General features: G+C 65.9%; 16 protein-coding genes. 13 read left to right on the top strand and 3 right to left on the bottom strand.

What is annotated here, in order from left to right:
• Position 1 precedes the first annotated feature (1 nt).
• From CH262_RS13010 to tsaD, 5 genes are all read left to right on the top strand, one after another.
• Complete coding sequence (locus tag CH262_RS13010) at positions 2-1,015, top strand: alpha/beta fold hydrolase (RefSeq protein WP_027496355.1); 1,014 nt, start codon at positions 2-4, stop codon at positions 1,013-1,015.
• Positions 1,008-1,535: a tRNA (adenosine(37)-N6)-threonylcarbamoyltransferase complex ATPase subunit type 1 TsaE gene (gene tsaE, locus CH262_RS13005; RefSeq protein ID WP_032383655.1), complete on the top strand. Its 528-nt coding sequence runs from the start codon at positions 1,008-1,010 to the stop codon at positions 1,533-1,535. Before CH262_RS13010 ends, tsaE begins: the two co-directional genes overlap by 8 nt.
• Before the next feature lie 124 nt (positions 1,536-1,659).
• Positions 1,660-2,334, top strand: coding sequence for a tRNA (adenosine(37)-N6)-threonylcarbamoyltransferase complex dimerization subunit type 1 TsaB (gene tsaB, locus CH262_RS13000; RefSeq protein WP_032365683.1), 675 nt, complete (start codon positions 1,660-1,662; stop codon positions 2,332-2,334).
• Complete coding sequence (gene rimI / locus CH262_RS12995) at positions 2,331-2,819, top strand: ribosomal protein S18-alanine N-acetyltransferase (RefSeq protein WP_027496358.1); 489 nt, start codon at positions 2,331-2,333, stop codon at positions 2,817-2,819. Before tsaB ends, rimI begins: the two co-directional genes overlap by 4 nt.
• Positions 2,816-3,853, top strand: coding sequence for a tRNA (adenosine(37)-N6)-threonylcarbamoyltransferase complex transferase subunit TsaD (tsaD, locus tag CH262_RS12990; RefSeq protein WP_032387018.1), 1,038 nt, complete (start codon positions 2,816-2,818; stop codon positions 3,851-3,853). The genes rimI and tsaD overlap by 4 nt, the downstream gene beginning before the upstream one ends.
• Here the strand turns inward: tsaD and CH262_RS12985 are convergent.
• Positions 3,838-5,523: an Hsp70 family protein gene (locus tag CH262_RS12985; RefSeq protein ID WP_080732015.1), complete on the bottom strand. Its 1,686-nt coding sequence runs from the start codon at positions 5,521-5,523 to the stop codon at positions 3,838-3,840. The two genes, tsaD and CH262_RS12985, sit on opposite strands and share 16 nt — an antisense overlap.
• Before the next feature lie 521 nt (positions 5,524-6,044).
• Here CH262_RS12985 and groES point away from each other — a divergent pair.
• Together groES and groL are read left to right on the top strand one after the other, a co-directional pair.
• On the top strand, positions 6,045-6,344 hold the full coding sequence (gene groES, locus CH262_RS12980) for a co-chaperone GroES (RefSeq protein WP_008718149.1): 300 nt from the start codon (positions 6,045-6,047) through the stop codon (positions 6,342-6,344).
• Between the two features lie 98 nt (positions 6,345-6,442).
• Entirely contained in the window at positions 6,443-8,056 is a 1,614-nt protein-coding gene (gene groL / locus CH262_RS12975; RefSeq protein ID WP_027496360.1) for a chaperonin GroEL, read from the top strand.
• A 79-nt stretch (positions 8,057-8,135) separates the two neighbouring features.
• On the opposite strand, the gene CH262_RS12970 is transcribed toward groL, so the two are convergent.
• Positions 8,136-8,429: a WhiB family transcriptional regulator gene (locus tag CH262_RS12970; RefSeq protein ID WP_027496361.1), complete on the bottom strand. Its 294-nt coding sequence runs from the start codon at positions 8,427-8,429 to the stop codon at positions 8,136-8,138.
• 686 nt (positions 8,430-9,115) lie between these two features.
• Between CH262_RS12970 and CH262_RS12960 the strand changes: the two genes are divergently transcribed.
• From CH262_RS12960 to CH262_RS12950, 3 genes are all read left to right on the top strand, one after another.
• Positions 9,116-9,958 (top strand): hypothetical protein, encoded by an 843-nt coding sequence (locus CH262_RS12960; protein WP_230591186.1) that lies wholly within the window; start codon positions 9,116-9,118, stop codon positions 9,956-9,958.
• Between the two features lie 135 nt (positions 9,959-10,093).
• The gene (locus CH262_RS12955; RefSeq protein ID WP_027496363.1) at positions 10,094-10,672 is read left to right on the top strand and encodes a sigma-70 family RNA polymerase sigma factor; all 579 of its coding nucleotides are present in this window, start codon (positions 10,094-10,096) and stop codon (positions 10,670-10,672) included.
• A complete protein-coding gene (locus CH262_RS12950; RefSeq protein WP_052057197.1) occupies positions 10,665-11,681 on the top strand; it encodes an anti-sigma-D factor RsdA in 1,017 nt (338 codons plus the stop codon). Before CH262_RS12955 ends, CH262_RS12950 begins: the two co-directional genes overlap by 8 nt.
• 89 nt (positions 11,682-11,770) lie before the next feature.
• Here the strand turns inward: CH262_RS12950 and CH262_RS12945 are convergent, their stop codons facing one another.
• Positions 11,771-12,175 carry a DUF5319 domain-containing protein gene (locus tag CH262_RS12945; RefSeq protein WP_027496364.1) on the bottom strand — a complete coding sequence of 135 codons (405 nt, stop codon included), beginning with the start codon at positions 12,173-12,175 and terminating at the stop codon, positions 11,771-11,773.
• 300 nt (positions 12,176-12,475) lie between these two features.
• Between CH262_RS12945 and guaB the strand changes: the two genes are divergently transcribed.
• The 3 genes from guaB (at position 12,476) to CH262_RS12925 (ending at position 17,136) form a co-directional block, all read left to right on the top strand.
• Positions 12,476-13,999, top strand: coding sequence for an IMP dehydrogenase (guaB, locus tag CH262_RS12935; RefSeq protein ID WP_032365609.1), 1,524 nt, complete (start codon positions 12,476-12,478; stop codon positions 13,997-13,999).
• A 54-nt stretch (positions 14,000-14,053) separates the two neighbouring features.
• Positions 14,054-15,193, top strand: coding sequence for a GuaB3 family IMP dehydrogenase-related protein (locus CH262_RS12930; protein ID WP_027496367.1), 1,140 nt, complete (start codon positions 14,054-14,056; stop codon positions 15,191-15,193).
• A gap of 188 nt (positions 15,194-15,381) precedes the next feature.
• Positions 15,382-17,136 carry an FAD-dependent oxidoreductase gene (locus CH262_RS12925; protein ID WP_032365607.1) on the top strand — a complete coding sequence of 585 codons (1,755 nt, stop codon included), beginning with the start codon at positions 15,382-15,384 and terminating at the stop codon, positions 17,134-17,136.
• Positions 17,137-17,181: the final 45 nt, after the last annotated feature.

Raw genomic sequence — 17,181 nt, 5'->3', positions numbered from 1 at the left:
CATGCTGGGATTGCTGGAGAGTCTTGCGATAGTGGTGCGGGAGACGGCGTTTCGATCCAACAAGGATCCGCTGGCGACCGAGAATCTCGACCTGATGGACGCCGATCGAGGCAGTATCGTCACGGCGGACGACGGTGTTCCGCTGGCGGTCCGTGAGGTGGGGCCGGCGGATGCACAACTGACCGTCGTGTTCGTGCACGGATACTGCCTGCGCATGTCGTCGTGGCATTTTCAACGACGTGCGCTCGAACAGCAGTGGGGTTCGAGCGTGCGCATGGTGTTCTACGACCAGCGCGGCCACGGCCGCTCCGGGGTGCCCAGTGCAAGCAGTTGCACCATCGGTCAGCTCGGCCTCGACCTCGACGCGGTCATCCGTTCGGTCGTGCCCAAGGGGCGCATCGTTCTGGTCGGGCACTCGATGGGCGGCATGTCGATTCTTTCCATGGCGCGACAGCGGTCGTCCGTCGTCCGGCAGCGAGTGATCGGTGCCGTGCTGATCTCCACTACGGCTGCCGGCCTCGCACAGACGGGAGTCGGCCGCAGCCTGCAGAATCCGGCAGTCGATGCTTTTCGACTGGCTGTACGCACGTCACCCGGCCTGGTGCAATTCGGGCGAGGAGCGGTGCGCGCCATCATTTCACCGGTGCTGCGCGCGGCCTCGTACGGAACGCGGGTGTCTCCTCGGCTGGTGGCATTCTCGCAGTCGATGATCGACGACACCTCCGTTGTCACTATCGTGAATTTTCTCGAGACGCTCGAACTGCACGACGAGTCGGCGGCTCTGGCGGAATTCGAGAACATTCCGGTGTCGGTGGTGTGCGGCGACGAAGACTGGATCATTCCCTTCGCGAGTTCGGAAGCACTCACCGACGCCCTGCCGAAATCGGAGATGGTGCGGGTGCGTCAAGGTGGGCACCTGGTGCAGTTGGAGTTCCCCGAACAGGTCAACGGTGCGATCCTTCGCCTGGTGGCGCGAGCATCGGAGCCCAAGAAGAAGCGGTGGGGCGTTGTCTGATTCCGAGAGTCCACCGAACTCGCGGCTCGACCTGCCCGTCGAGGCCGAACTGGCGACGGCGACGGACACTGCCGAGTTCGGTGCTCGGCTCGCGGACATTCTGGTCGCCGGCGATCTCGTCGTACTCGACGGTCCGCTCGGTGCGGGGAAGACCGCGATGACCAAGGGGATCGCGGCGGGTCTCGGGGTGCACGGTCGCGTCACCTCACCGACGTTCGTCATCGCCCGCGAGCATCGACCAGGCTTGCGCCCCAACGGTTTACCGCCTGTCGCTCTCGTGCACGTCGACGCCTACCGTCTGGGTATGACGGGACAGTCCGCGTTCGACGAGCTGGACGCGTTGGACCTCGATACCGATCTCGAGCACGCCGTCGTCGTCGTCGAGTGGGGCGAGGGCGTGGTGGAGACCCTGACGGATCAGCATGTCTCCGTGCGCTTGTCACGCGATCCGGAATCGGACGTCCGAAGGGTGAGTGCTCGACGGGTGAATGGCGATGCGCTCGGCCGCCCACCCGAGTGAGCACCGAAGCCCGGCGCGCCCGTAACGGCACTCGACGAAGCGTGCGATGCGGGTATCCCGGGTTCGTGGTGCCGCGGCGACGGGAGTGCTGGGTGCGGCCACCGGGCGGGTAGCCTTGATCCTCGTGCTCGTACTTGCCGTGGACACCTCGACCCCTGCCGTCACCGCAGGTGTGGTGCGGTTGTCCGACTCCGCTGCCGACGGGGCCGATGTCACCACCGTCGCCACCCGCATCAAGGTCGACGCGCGATCGCACGCCGAGGTTCTGACTCCCCACATCCTCGAGTGCCTGGCCGAGGCCGGCATCGTGGCTGCCGATCTGGCGGCCGTCGTCGTGGGAGTGGGCCCCGGTCCGTACACCGGCCTGCGGGTGGGGATGGCGACCGCGGCCGCATTCGGTGATGCGCTCGGACTGCCGGTCCACGGTGTCTGCAGTCTCGACGCGATCGCGGCTGACGTCGACGAATCCGGATCGCTGTTGGTGGTCACGGACGCACGTCGTCGTGAAATCTATTGGGCACGTTACGAAGCCGGGGTTCGGGTAGCGGGCCCCGACGTGATCGCTCCGGCCGAACTGGAGCACGGAGGTGTCGACGCTGTTGCCGGTTCCGCGCCGCATGCCGCACTGTTCGGGTTGCCGGTGCGTGACGTGCAGGCCCCGTCGCCGGCAGGGTTGGTTCGGGTCGCTGCCACCGACATCGGCAGCGGGGTGCCACCGGGACCGCTCGTTCCGCTCTATCTGCGGCGCCCGGACGCGAAGACACTCGCCGAACGGGCTGCGGAGAAGGCCGCTCGATGACGGTGACGATCGAACCGATGACGGTGCACGACTGCGCACGATGCGCGTATCTCGAGACGGTGCTCTTCGAGGGTGACGACCCGTGGTCGGCAGACGCGTTCGTCGCGGAACTGGCTGCGCCGCACAATCATTACGTCACGGCGAAGGAGGCCGGCGAGATCGTCGGTTATGCGGGAATCTCTCTGCTGGGGCAACCGAGCCGCGGCGCATTCGTCGCCGGTGAGGCCGAGGTGCACACCATCGGTGTCGATCCCGCGCACCATCGCCGGGGGATCGGCGGACGACTGTTGAGCGAATTGTTGCGCGTCGCCGACGATCACGGTGGGCCGGTGTTTCTCGAGGTGCGCACCGACAACGACCCGGCCATCGAGTTGTACCGACGTGAAGGGTTCGAGATCGTGGGTACCAGGGCGAAGTACTACCAGCCCAGCGGAGCCGATGCGTTCACCATGCGTCGGCCGGAGAAGACGGAGGCTGCCCGATGATCGTCATGGGTATCGAAAGCTCCTGCGACGAAACAGGAGTCGGCATCGTTCGCTGGCGCGACTCGGGTGTGTGCGAGTTGCTGGCCGACGAGGTGGCATCCAGTGTCGACGAGCACGCCCGGTACGGCGGGGTGGTGCCCGAGGTGGCGTCGAGGGCCCACCTCGAGGCCATGGTTCCGACGATGCGCCGCGCTCTCGCCGCCGCCGACATCGATCGTCCCGACGCGGTCGCAGTGACCATCGGACCGGGACTGGCCGGTGCTTTGCTGGTCGGTGTTGCCGCTGCCAAGGCCTACGCAGCGGCGTGGGACGTTCCCTTCTACGCCGTCAATCATCTGGGCGGCCACGTCGCGGTCGACACCCTCGAACACGGTCCGATGCCGTCGTGCGTGGCACTTCTGGTTTCCGGTGGCCATACTCATCTGTTGCACGTCGACGATCTGTCCAAGCCCATCGCGGAACTGGGTACCACCGTCGACGACGCGGCCGGTGAGGCGTTCGACAAGGTGGCCCGCCTGCTCGGTCTGGGCTACCCGGGCGGTCCGGCGCTCGACGATGCCGCGCGCGAAGGCGATCCGACTGCGATTGCTTTTCCCCGCGGAATGACCGGCCCACGGGACGCCCGCTACGACTTCTCGTTCTCGGGGGTCAAGACGGCCGTCGCCCGCTTCGTCGAGGCACGTCACCGGGCCGGAGATCCGATTCCGGTCGCCGACATCGCGGCGTCGTTCCAGGAGTCCGTCGCGGACGTGTTGACGATGAAGGCGGTTCGGGCGGCGACAGACGTGAACGTCGATACCGTCGTTCTCGGTGGAGGTGCAACGGCCAACTCGCGGATCCGCTCGTTGATCGAATCACGGTGCGCCGACAACGGTTTGACGCTGAGAATTCCGAAGCCGCGGCTGTGTACCGACAACGGTGTCATGATTGCCGCCCTCGGTGCTCACCTGGTTGCCGGGGGCGCGGCACCGTCGGCTCTGACAGCGGTGACGGACCCCGGCCTGTCGGTCGCGACCAGTCAGGTTCCCGGCTGAGCGTCCTGAGGGGGCTCGGAGGTTCGCGGCGCTGCCGTGTCCGGTGACGTCCGGGGTTCGACGCTCTGACCGGATACAGCAGGTGGTGGTGACCAGACCGTCGGCGGAGCGGTCAATTCCGGAGTGGGATCCGAGCCACGGACGACCGTCGTGGGAACGGTGATCGATCCGGTCGGGACTTCCGAGCTTTCCGGAACCGACCCTGCCGAGGGCCGAGGTGTCGGTCCTGGGCTGAGCTCGATCGGGCCGGACGGCGTGGTGGGTTCGGAAGTCTCACCCGGGGCCGGGGTCGGCTCGACGGGCGAGCTGGTGGTCGGCGCGGGCGTCGTCGTGGGCTCGGGCGAGACCGGCGTCGACGGCTCGACGGTGACGCTGGTGCCCGCGTCGGGCGACGACGACTCCGGTGCCGGATCCATGGGCCAGTCGATCCGCGGGAGGTCGGGAGCCGGTCGCAGCGTCGGCGTGGTGGTCGGTGCCGAGGACGCGGGGAGTCGGGACGTCGGACGCGAGGAATCGGCTGTGGTCGCCGCGGGGCCGATCGGGTCAGCCGTGTAACGGGTCGAAGTCGGCGTATCGCTCGGCGAGTAGCCCTCGGCTGCGGGTCGTCCTGCGTCCCCGGCTGCGACGGGTTCGGTGGCGCTACCGGCAGGGGACACGCTGGGGTCGTCTGCCGGGGTCATCGTCTGCAGCCCGTAGGCGAGGACCAGCCCGCCTGCGACGACGGCCGCCGCGATCGCACCCGAGTAGCGACCCATCCGGCCCGCAGTCCGGCGTGCGGCCGAGACAAGGGGGTAATCGTTGTCGGTCACCGATGCGGCGACGACGGCCGCGCCCACGGCGAGCACGGCATCCGGCTCGGGGAGGCGAACGATGCGTGCATGGAACGTGTCGGTCAGAGACGTGGCCAGCAGCGGGATGTGGGCACCGCCGCCGATCAGCACGATGGCCTCGGGTTCATGGGTGCTTTCGTCGAACACGCTGCGCACGAACTGCGCTGCCTCGTCGAAGAGGGGCGACGCAGCGGTCTCGAATGCAGCGCGGCTCACGGTCAGCGGTACACCGCTGTATCGCTCGATGCGTGCTTCGTTCTCGTGTGAGAGCAGTTCTTTGATCGCCCGGTACCGCGCCGATCCGATTCCGCGGTCGTCGCGAATGTCGTCTCGCAGATTGTCGAGCGTCATGTTCTGAACGAGGTCCTTGACCAGTGCGTCGAGAACCACGCCGCCGATGGCCTCGGATCGGCCGTAGGACAGAACGACACCGTCGGTCCGGCGGGCCACGGTCACCGACAGTCCACTGGCTCCCAGGTCCACCAGGGCGATGGTGTCGTACCCGTCGACCAGACCGGTGGTGGCCAGATGTGCCGACGCGGCGGCGGCTTCCGGAACGAGCCGAACGTCTCGCGTGGTGTGTGCAAGTGCAGCGCGGATGCGCGCCGCATGTTCTTCGGTTCGGAAGGTGACGGCGATGGAATCGGGCTGCCGGTCGCCGGGAACGAGGGACGCCATCAGCTCGACCGCGGACGTCACGAGATCACCGACATCGATCTTCGCCTGGCGATCCGCCGAGACGGTGCGGTACTCGACTGCATGGCTGCCGTCGGATTCGACGGTGACCAGGGCTGCGCACACGCCCTCGGATCCGGTCGATACACCGACTCCTACCCGCATGGTGTACCTCCGCCCCGTTGTCCGTGTGTGGGAACCGTTCGGTTCCGCCGATGTCGTGCAGTGCCTCTCGTCTGTCGAGTCGTGGCACGGCTGTCGATCGTTATCGTTCGGACAGCTCCGTTATCGTAACGTTACCGATCCCGTTGCGCGACCGTAATAATCTGCTCGGTCGGTTACTTCGCAGGCTCGGGTGCGGCCTCACCTGCACCTTCGGCAGTGTCGCGGCGTCGAGAAAAAAGTGTGGAAATCCCCGTGTCGCGTGCCGAGGCGACCGGTGCGGGTCGGGTGGAAGTGCGATCCGGCCGAGTCGGTCGCCCTAACGCAAGCCTGGCGAACCCAGCCCTTGAGTGCTGGCACTCTCGTGTATAGAGTGCTAGTTGGCACCGAGCGAAGTCCCGGCACCCGCGACGACGGGACCGAGTTTCGTGCCGAGTTTGTCAGGACCGCACGAGAAGTACTTACACACAGCTGTCCGGGGATCCGACCCCGGACGCGTACCCCATAACTTTGGAGGGCTCAACGTGGCGAGCGTGAAAATCAAGCCGCTCGAGGACAAGATCCTCGTCCAGGCCAACGAGGCCGAGACGACGACCGCCTCCGGTCTGGTCATCCCCGACACAGCCAAGGAGAAGCCCCAGGAGGGCACCGTCGTCGCCGTTGGCGAAGGCCGTGTCACCGAGAAGGGCAACCGAATCCCGGTCGACGTCAAAGAAGGTGACACCGTCATCTACAGCAAGTACGGCGGCACCGAGATCAAGTACGCCGGCGAGGAGTACCTGATTCTGTCGGCACGCGACGTGCTGGCAGTCATCGCCAAGTAGGCCACAACGCATCCCGCCCCGGAATCCGATTTCAGTGTCGGTCCCGGGGCGGAGTGCGTTCGATCGAGTTTCTTTACTCGAAGGAGTAACACCGAAACATGGCAAAGCAAATCCAATTCAACGAGGAAGCACGCCGCTCTCTCGAGCGCGGCGTCGACAAGCTCGCCGACGCAGTCAAGGTCACTCTCGGACCGCGTGGTCGCCACGTCGTCCTCTCCAAGGCCTTCGGTGGCCCCACGGTCACCAACGACGGTGTGTCGATCGCTCGTGAAATCGACCTGGAAGATCCGTTCGAGAACCTCGGCGCCCAGTTGGTCAAGAGCGTCGCCACCAAGACGAACGACGTCGCAGGCGACGGCACCACCACGGCGACCGTTCTCGCACAGGCTCTCGTCCGCGGCGGACTGAAGAACATCGCCGCCGGAGCCAACCCCATCGCGCTGGGCACCGGCATCTCCAAGGCAGCCGACAAGGTTGCCGAGGCACTGCTCGCCGCCGCCACCCCGGTCGAGGGCAAGCAGGCCATCGCTCAGGTTGCGACCGTGTCCTCGCGGGACCCCGAGATCGGCGAGCTCGTCGGTGAGGCGCTCACCCGCGTCGGTGCAGACGGCGTCGTCACCGTCGAGGAGTCCTCGACGCTGCTCACCGAGCTGTCGGTCACCGAGGGCGTCCAGTTCGACAAGGGCTACCTCTCGCCGTACTTCGTCACCGACGTCGACACGCAGGAAGCTGTGCTCGAGGATGCCTACGTCCTGCTGTACCGCGAGAAGATCACCTCGCTTCCCGACTTCCTTCCGCTGTTGGAGAAGGTTGCCGAGAGCGGCAAGCCGTTGCTGATCATCGCCGAGGACACCGAGGGTGAGGTTCTGTCGACTCTGGTCGTGAACTCCATCCGCAAGACGATCAAGGCCGTTGCCGTCAAGGCTCCGTTCTTCGGCGACCGTCGCAAGGCGTTCCTCGACGACCTCGCAGTCGTCACCGCGGGCCAGGTCATCACTGCAGATGTCGGCCTGAGCCTGAAGGAAGCCGGCCTCGAGCTGCTCGGCCGCGCGCGTCGCGTCGTCGTCACCAAGGACGAGACGACCATCGTCGACGGTGCCGGCTCGCAGGACGACATCGATGCCCGCGTCGGCCAGCTCCGTCGCGAGATCGAGAACACCGACTCCGAGTGGGATCGTGAAAAGCTCGAAGAGCGGCTCGCGAAGCTCTCCGGAGGCATCGCCGTCATCAAGGTCGGTGCCGCAACCGAGACTGAGCTCAAGGAACGCAAGTTCCGCGTCGACGATGCAGTTGCAGCGGCCAAGGCTGCAGTGGAAGAAGGCATCGTTCCCGGCGGTGGCTCCGCTCTGACTCAGGCCGCGTTGTCGCTTGCCGACGATCTCGGCCTCACCGGTGACGAAGCCACCGGCGTCGCAGTGGTGCGCACTGCACTGAACGCACCGCTGTTCTGGATCGCCACCAACGCCGGCATCGACGGTTCCGTCGTCGTCAGCAAGGTGGCCGAGTTGCCGAAGGGCCACGGTTTCAACGCTGCGACTCTGACGTACGGCGACCTGCTGGCCGACGGTGTGGTGGATCCGGTGAAGGTGACCCGATCTGCCGTGGTGAACGCCGCATCCGTCGCGCGCATGATCCTGACGACGGAGAGCTCCATCGTCGAGAAGCCCGAAGAAGAGTCCGAGGCCGCAACCGGCCACGGACACGCTCACTGATTTTCGGGTAGTACGACGAAGCCCCCAACCCGAACGGGTTGGGGGCTTCGTCGTGTGTGCAGCTGTGAATGTCGTGTGCTCAGACCGCGATGCGGCGGCGGTTGTGCCGGGCGTGCAATTCGCGCTCCGTCTCGGACATCCCTCCCCAGATGCCGTACGGCTCGCTGACGTTGAGTGCGTGGGTGCGGCACTGAGCGAGTACCGGACAGCTGCGGCACATCTCTTTGGCGCGCATCTCTCGCTGTGCTCGCGCCCGACCCCGCTCGCCGTCGGGGTGGAAGAACATGGACGAGTCGACGCCACGGCACAGGCCGTGCATCTGCCAATCCCAAATATCGGCGTTCGGCCCAGGGAGGTGATTCGGCTGCGGCATGGAAACTCCTAGGGTGGTGTGGCTTCGACGGATTCGTGATCCGAACAGCGACAACGTTATGTGGGTCGACGAAATCGAGTCAATAGAGCTCGATCGTGGGCAAATGCATAGCGGGAGGGCGAAGAATTAACACGCTCGATATTTACTTCGAACCGCTCGCATGTGTGCGCTTCCGGTTGAGAAATCGGCCGAGTCGGGAGACGATGCTCATGGCACGACGCGGCGCAGGATCGACGGTGACGTGTCGGCGCGAGCCGGTGTCGCTCCGCATCCCACCGCGCGTTTCTCGAAGACCTGCAGCTCGAAGGTGTTGTCGCAGAGCGTCGAGCAGTGGCGGGCCGGGTTCGGCCTCGCTGCACGAGCGGCCGAGCGGATCGAGCGAGGAGTCGGTCGTTGCTGCCGAACGATTCCGATCGGCGGTGTCGAATGTGCCCGACGCATTCTTCTCCGACTCCGATAAACGACCCGCCGTTTAACCCATTCGCCACACAGCGTTCAGACAACTGTTTCCGAAACAACACCTATTCACATTGTTAATTCTGTGAAAACTGCAGCGGCGTCCTGAAAGGTCGTCGTGAATGCGACAGCCGTCCGGCGCGACATTCGCATTCGTGCGTTGCGTGTCCGTCGTTCTCGGTCGGCCGACTCGCGTGCCTGCAGTCCGTCCGTGGCCATACCCTGACGTCGTGCACAGTGTTTCGAAGTCCTCGCGCGTCACCGGAGAGCCCGATTGCATCGGGCTCGAGCTGAAAAAGGCGGCGTTCGGAGCAGACCCCGGTCGAACCGACCTTCCGGCGGCCACCGATGCGCGGCAGAGTTGGTACCGCGGCGTCGCGTTGGCCGGCCAGGGTCGGTACAACGCTGCCCGGGTCGAGCTTCGGCGGTTCCGGCCGACGTCGCCGGCGCTCGAGTCCCTGTACGAGTCGACCAGGGCGTCATGGCTACGCCAGATCGGTCGGCACCGGCTCGCCCGCGGGTTCGACGGGAGGGCGGTGTTCCTGATCGGGCTCACCGGCGAGGCGAGAACCACCGACGCGGTGGAGGCGCGCAGTGATGCACTGGTCGGATTGGCGGCGGATGCACTGGGGACCGGCCGATTCGGGTTCGCGGACGCGTTTCTGGCGCGCAACGCAGAGCTGCTCTCGGTGCGTGGCGGGTCGGATCTGTGGCGTCCGGCGCTGCGCGCGCACTGGGTGGCAGCCGAGCTGGCAATGATGCGTGGGGACGGCTCGGGAGCGCTCCGACACGCCGAGTCTGCTCGCGCACTTGCCGACGACACCGATTCGTTACGGCATCGCATCAAAACCGATCTGGTGATGGCCGCTGCCCTGAGCTGCGCCGGTGCGACCGAGCGCGCACGTGCAGGAGCCGTCGACGTGGCCTGCGCTGCGGCGATGCACGGTTTACTGCCCTTGCACTGGGCCGCGACGATGCTGTGCGAAGGAACCGGGGGAGCGGATTCGGACATGGTGTCGGCACGCGAGCTGGGAGCCGCACTCCAACGACTGGGCGGATCCGCGGTCGGTTGACCTGGACCGGAGCCGGGCACGGACCGAGCGGTTCGATTGCAGGCCGTCGGTGTCGCTATCCTTGGTTCGTTCCACCACCACGTGGAAGCGCTCCCAGGCGGGTGCGTACCTGTAACGCGGGGAAATTTGTCGACGATGAACAGTGCGGGTGAGGAGTTGGACTCTTTCGTCGTTGCCGCAGCGCAAGGCGATCGACTGGCTCTGTCCCGGGTCTTGGAATTCATCCGACCACTCGTCGTCCGGTATTGCCGGGCTCGAGTCGGTTCGGCTGAGCGTGGTCAGCTTTCGGCCGACGACGTGGCGCAGGAGGTCTGTTTGGCAGTCATGACCGCCTTGCCGCGTTACCAGGATCAAGGTCGTCCGTTCATGGCATTCGTGTACGGCATCGCGGCGCACAAGGTCGCAGATGCTCATCGCAGTGCCTCGCGTAACAAATCGGACCCGGCCGCCGAAGTACCAGATGTCGTGTCGACAGAACACGGTCCGGAGCAGCGAGCTCTGGAATCCGAGTCGAGTCGTCAGATGACTGCACTACTGGACACCTTGCCCGCCAAGCACCGAGAGATTCTGGTGCTCCGACTCATCGTCGGATTGTCGGCCGAGGAGACGGCAGCTGCGGTCGGCAGCACTGCAGGCGCTATCCGCGTGGCTCAGCACCGAGCTATCGCAAAACTGAAGAACGAAGTTGTGAGAGCAGGTGAAATGTATGGCTAGGGACAATGGTCACGGTGGCCCCGGTGAGACCCCGCGTCGCGGAATCTCGCGTATCGGAGAGCACGTGACACCCACTGGACCGAAGCAGAACGATCCCTATGCCGACATCGGCGCAGACGGTGGTCCCGTGGACCTCGTCGCCGTTCGTCGTGACGATGCCTTCATCGACGCGATCAGTGGTGACGGACCGATCGCAACCGATGATGCGGACGATTACCAACTCGCGCTCCTGCTCGCCAATTGGCGAGCGGACGTGATCACACCGTCCATGCCGGCCGGTCCTTCTCTCGACACCGTTGTGGCGGCCGTCGAGCGCGAGAAGGTGGCAGCCGACATGGCGCGATCCAGCGCGGCGAACCGCGGGGGCCGGATGCGTCTGTTGCGTCCGCTCGCCGGTGCCGCCGCCGCGATCGCCGTCGTGTTGGGCGGTCTGGTGGTCATCTCGTACAACTCGACGCCCGAGGATCCGCTGTGGAGCGTCAAGTCGGTCGTGTTCTCGGAGCAGGCCGATTCGACTGTCGCGCAGATAGATACGACATCGAAGCTGCAGGAGGCGGAGAACCTTCTGTCGTCCGGCGATGCCGACGCTGCCCGCGCTCTTCTCGACGGCGCATCGAACCGCAGTTCCGCGGTCATCGACGATGCTCAGCGAGCCGAACTCGACCAGTGGCTGGCCCGTTTGCTGCAGGAGTTGCAGGCCATGACGGTGCCGCCCGTAGTACCTCCGATGGGTGCGGCCCCGGCAGCCCCGTTGTCGGTGCCCAGCCAAGCAACTCTGGTTCCGACGGCTCCGGTGGAGACGGTTGCACCGGAATCCACCGCGGTTCCGAGCACGCCGAATCCGGAAACGACGACACCGGTCAGCCCGCCCGTCACCACGAGTACGAGTCCGACGACCACCGACGTCACACCGACGGTGCTCGACAACCCGAATCAGCCGACGGCCACTGCCAGTGGCAGTTCGTCCGAGAACGGCGACCGCATGTCGGTTCCGTCCGGCGGAAGCTGAGCGACAGGCACTGTTCGACGACGCAGACCGTAAACAACGAAGAAGCCCGACACGATGATCGTGTCGGGCTTCTTCGTTTGTCTGGGGACTCAGCTCTCGAAACCGTCTCCGTGCAGAGCGTCGTTCATGGATGCATCGGCGAAACCACGGCAGTAGTCCCACGTGACGTACGCGTCGGGCACCGGGTCGTAGGCCGGCTCGTGCGGGCGCACGGTGCCGTCGACGAGCAGCTGCAGCAGATTCGCACGCAGCATGTCCCAGTCGTGGTAGTGGTCCTGCTGGCAGTCCTCGCAGCACACGACGAGTCCACGGATACCGCGGTGGCCGAGGAGTGCCTCGTAGACAGCGAGGTCCGCCAAGTCTTCTTCTACGGCCAACCGTTCTTGGGGATCGAGAGGCTGGCCGGGCTCGATTGCATCGAGGGCGGCCGACGGGTCGGCGGGGTCTCCGGCGAACGGATCCGGGGGTAGACCGGGAGGCAGTTGATCGCGCACGCCTCCACGGTACGCAGAACTGGTGGGTCTGCGCCAGCCGTTCGAGTGCGACATGCCGGACGATCCGTACCGCCGGACCCCGTCGGGTCTTCGATTCGGTGCCTCCGAGCGTCCGCAGCGGGAGGCGTGCGCACTGATTGTGCCGCAGGCCGATACCATGGTTCCCGGCGCTGAACAGATGAGTGCAAGTGCCGAAACTCCATCCGTTCTCCAACACCGCACCGCGGTGCGCCTGCGAGCTCTCACCGGCCGCATGCCGCGCCCACGATGCAACCAGGCTCTAGGGAGGGCCAGATTCGTATGAGTAGTCCCGGAGCCCACGTCCGCACAGGCGGCGACGATCCCAACAAGGTCGCGATGCTCGGCCTCACGTTCGACGACGTCCTGCTGCTGCCGGCCGCTTCGGATCTGATCCCCAGCGCCGTGGACACGTCCAGTCAGATCACCCGCGAGATCAGGCTGCGAGTCCCGCTGGTCAGTTCTGCGATGGATACCGTCACCGAGGCGCGGATGGCCATTGCGATGGCACGTGCAGGCGGCATGGGTGTGCTGCACCGCAATCTCTCGCTGCACGATCAGGCGTCTCAGGTCGAGACCGTCAAGCGTTCGGAGGCCGGGATGGTCACCGACCCGGTCACCTGCAAGCCCACCGACTCGCTTGCCGAGGTCGACGCGATGTGTGCGCGCTTCCGTATCTCGGGGCTCCCGGTCACCGACGAGACCGGTGCGCTGGTCGGCATCATCACCAACCGCGACATGCGGTTCGAGGTGGATCAGAACCGTCGCGTCGCCGACGTCATGACGAAGGCACCGTTGATCACCGCGCAGGAGGGGGTCACCGCAGAAGCGGCCCTCGGCCTGCTGCGTCGCCACAAGATCGAGAAGCTACCGATCGTCGACGGCAAAGGCGCACTCACCGGCCTGATCACGGTGAAGGACTTCGTCAAGACCGAGCAGCACCCGGACGCCACCAAGGACCGTGACGGTCGTCTGCTGGTCGGAGCAGCAGTGGGCGTCGGGCAGGATGCCTGGGCCAGGTCGATGGCACTGACCGATGCCGGCGTCGACGTCATCATCGTCGACACCGCGCACGGCCACAATTCTCAGGTGCTCGAGATGGTCAGCAAGCTCAAGGCAGAGGTGGGCGAGCGCGTTCAGGTCGTCGGCGGAAACGTCGCCACCCGGGCGGGCGCACTCGCCCTCGTCGAGGCCGGTGCCGATGCGGTGAAGGTGGGCGTCGGACCCGGATCTATCTGCACCACCCGCGTGGTCGCCGGCGTCGGCGCTCCGCAGATCACCGCCATCCTCGAAGCCGTGGCCGCGTGCAAGCCGCACGGTGTGCCGGTCATCGCCGACGGCGGTATGCAGTTCTCCGGTGACATCGCCAAGGCACTCGCTGCAGGCGCGTCGACCGCGATGCTCGGATCGTTGCTGGCCGGCACCGCCGAGTCTCCGGGGGAGCTGATCCTGGTCGGTGGCAAGCAGTTCAAGAGCTACCGCGGCATGGGCTCGCTCGGTGCGATGCAGGGACGCGGGGGAGCGAAGTCGTTCTCGAAGGACCGCTACTTCCAGGACGACGTGCTGGCCGAGGACAAGCTGGTTCCCGAGGGGATCGAGGGACGCGTCCCGTACCGGGGTCCGTTGAACCAGGTCATCCACCAGCTCACCGGTGGGTTGCGCGCTGCCATGGGGTACACCGGGTCGACGTCCATCGAGCACCTGCAGCAGGCTCAGTTCGTGCAGATCACCGCGGCCGGTCTCAAGGAGAGCCACCCGCACGACATCACGATGACCGCTGAGGCTCCGAACTACACCACCCGATAGTCGTGTCGGCCCGTGTGGCCGATCGATTCGCTCTCGAAGTAGAAAGGTGCGCGCGTGCGCGACCTCGTTGAAATCGGCATGGGCAGAGAAGCCCGCCGCACCTACCAGCTGGACGACGTCGATATCGTGCCGTCTCGGCGCACCCGGTCGTCCAAGGAGGTGTCGACTGCCTGGCAGCTCGATGCCTACCGGTTCGACATCCCGGTGCTCGCCCATCCGACCGATGCGTTGGTCTCGCCTGCGTTCGCCATCGAGCTCGGTAAGCAAGGCGGGCTCGGGGTGATCAACGGCGAAGGGCTGTGGGCGCGGCACGCCGACGTGCAGGCCAAGCTCGACCAGTTGATCCACATCGCCGAGACCGATCTCGATCCCGACGCGCCGATAGCATTCCTGCAGGAACTGCACGCTGCGCCGTTGCAGCCCGATCTGTTGGCCGCCGCAGTGGGCCAGGTGCGTGATGCAGGCGTCACTGTCGCTGTACGAGTGAGCCCGCAGAACGCCCGCGCTCTGACGCCTGCGCTGATCGCATCGGGTCTGGATCTGCTGGTCATCCAGGGCACGATCATCTCCGCCGAGCACGTTGCGCACGGCGACGACGAGCCGCTCAACCTCAAGACGTTCATCGCAGAGCTCGACGTCCCCGTCATCGCCGGCGGCGTCAGCGATCACCGGACCGCGTTGCACCTGATGCGCACGGGTGCGGCCGGCGTCATCGTGGGCTACGGCTCCGTCGAAGGCGGCACCACCACCGGTGAAGTTCTCGGCATCGGTGTTCCGATGGCCACTGCGATCGCCGACGCGGCGGCCGCACGTCGGGACTACCTGGACGAAACCGGTGGACGCTACGTGCACGTCATCGCCGACGGTGACATCACCACGTCCGGCGCACTGGCGAAAGCCATCGCCTGCGGCGCAGATGCTGCGGTGCTCGGTGCGCCGTTGGCCGTGGCCGCCGAGGCTCCCGGTGGCGGCTGGTACTGGCCGTCCGCCGCGGCGCATCCGTCGATGCCGCGTGGCGCGTTGCTGCCGATGTCCGCGGGGGAGCGTCCGAGCCTCGATCAGGTGCTGCACGGACCGTCGCGTGAGTCGTACGGCTCGATCAATCTGGTGGGTGGGCTGCGTCGCTCGATGGCGAAGTCGGGCTACTCCGATCTGAAGGAATTTCAGAAGGTGGGCCTGAACGTTCGGGCCTGACAGAACCCCCATACGACAGGGCGCGCACTCGATCTCCGGGTGCGCGCCCTGTGTCGTTCGTCGGGCATGTCCCGGTAAGCCGACCCTCGGTTGGTGATACCTTCCGTAACAGCTAGAATCGCTTGTGGCGGTAGTCACACAGCGATGTGCATACTGTTCGACAGGTAACGGACGTAGCGGAGGTCACCATGGGTTCAGCTGGACGCGCAACGGATTACGACGTTCTCATCGTCGGTTCGGGCTTCGGTGGAAGCGTCACCGCGCTTCGGCTGGTGGAGAAGGGATACCGCGTCGGAATCCTGGAAGCCGGGCAGCGATTCGAGGACAAGGACTTCGCCAAGAACAGCTGGGATCTCAAGCGCTTCCTGTGGGCACCCAAGCTGGGTCTCTACGGCATCCAGCGGGTGCATCTGCTGCGCGACTGCCTGATCCTCGCCGGTGCAGGGGTCGGCGGCGGATCGCTGAACTACGCGAACACGCTGTACAAGCCGCAGGCACCGTTCTTCGAGGACAAGCAGTGGGCGCACATCACCGACTGGAGCAGTGAGCTCTCCCCGTTCTACGACCAGGCCACCCGCATGTTGGGTGTCGTGCGTAACCCGCACATGACCCCCGCCGACGAGGTGATGAAGTCGGTGGCCGAGGACATGGGCGTTGCCGACACGTTCATTCAGACCCCGGTGGGCGTGTTCTTCGGAGACGAACCCGGTAAGACCGTCCCGGACCCGTACTTCGGTGGTGCCGGCCCCGAGCGCACCGGATGCATCGAATGCGGCGAGTGCATGACCGGGTGCCGCCACGGTGCCAAGAACACGCTGCTGAAGAACTACCTCGGGCTGGCCGAACGAGCCGGAGCCGAGATCGTGCCGATGACCACGGTCACCGGCCTGAATCCTCGGTCCGACGGCACCTGGGACGTCGACACCGAGCGCACCGGAGCGCGTCTGCGCAAGGGTCGCAAGACGTACAGCGCTGCCAATGTCGTGCTGGCAGCCGGCACGTGGGGCACGCAGAACCTCCTGCACAAGATGAAGGACACGGGCACGTTGCCGCGGTTGTCGGACACTCTCGGTGAGCTGACCCGCACCAACTCGGAGTCGATCGTCGGAGCCGCGAAGTTGGCGGTCGATCCGAACATGGATCTCACCCGCGGCGTCGCCATCACGTCCTCGTTCCACCCCAGCCCCAACACCCACATCGAACCGTGCCGCTACGGCAAGGGCTCCAACGCGATGGGCATGCTGCAGACTTTGATGACCGACGGCGGGGGAAAGATTCCGCGTTGGCTCAAGTTCGTCTTCGCGCTGATCGCGCATCCGATCCAGTTCGTCCGCGTCGTCAACGTCCGGCACTGGAGCGAGCGGACCATCATCGCACTGGTGATGCAGAACCTCGACAACTCGATCACCACGTTCACCAAGCGGGGCCCCTTCGGCCGCAAGATCTCGAGCAGGCAGGGACACGGTCAGCCCAACCCGACGTGGATTCCCGAGGGCAACGACGCCACTCGGCGCATCGCAAAAAAGATCGGCGGCGTCGCAGGTGGGACGTGGGGCGAGCTGTTCAACATCCCGCTCACCGCACACTTCCTCGGTGGGTGCGCTATCGCCGAGGACGCCCAGCACGGCGTCATCGACCCGTACCACCGCGTCCACGGCTACCCGACTCTCAGCGTGGTCGACGGTGCGGCAGTCTCGGCCAACCTCGGAGTCAACCCGTCGCTGACCATCAGCGCGCAGGCCGAGCGGTCGGCGGCTCTGTGGCCGAACAAGGGCGAGTCGGACCTGCGTCCGGCGCAGGGCCAGCCCTACCAGCGCCTCGATCCGATCGCTCCGAACTCGCCCGTCGTGCCCGTCGACGCACCCGGCGGCCTGCGGCTGCCGATCGTGCAGATCAGGTCCGGTTCGGCGGCCATGCCCGTCGAACATTCGGGTGTCGCGTGAGCGATTCGGGTGCTGCGAGTACATCGAAGCCGTCCCACTAGACTG

The sequence above is a fragment of the Rhodococcus sp. 05-2255-1e genome, from assembly GCF_002259025.1.
GTDB classification, from domain to species: Bacteria; Actinomycetota; Actinomycetes; order Mycobacteriales; family Mycobacteriaceae; genus Rhodococcoides; species Rhodococcoides fascians.
The sequence above is the reverse complement of the archived record's forward strand: the minus strand, read 5'-3'. Positions and strand labels throughout refer to the sequence as shown.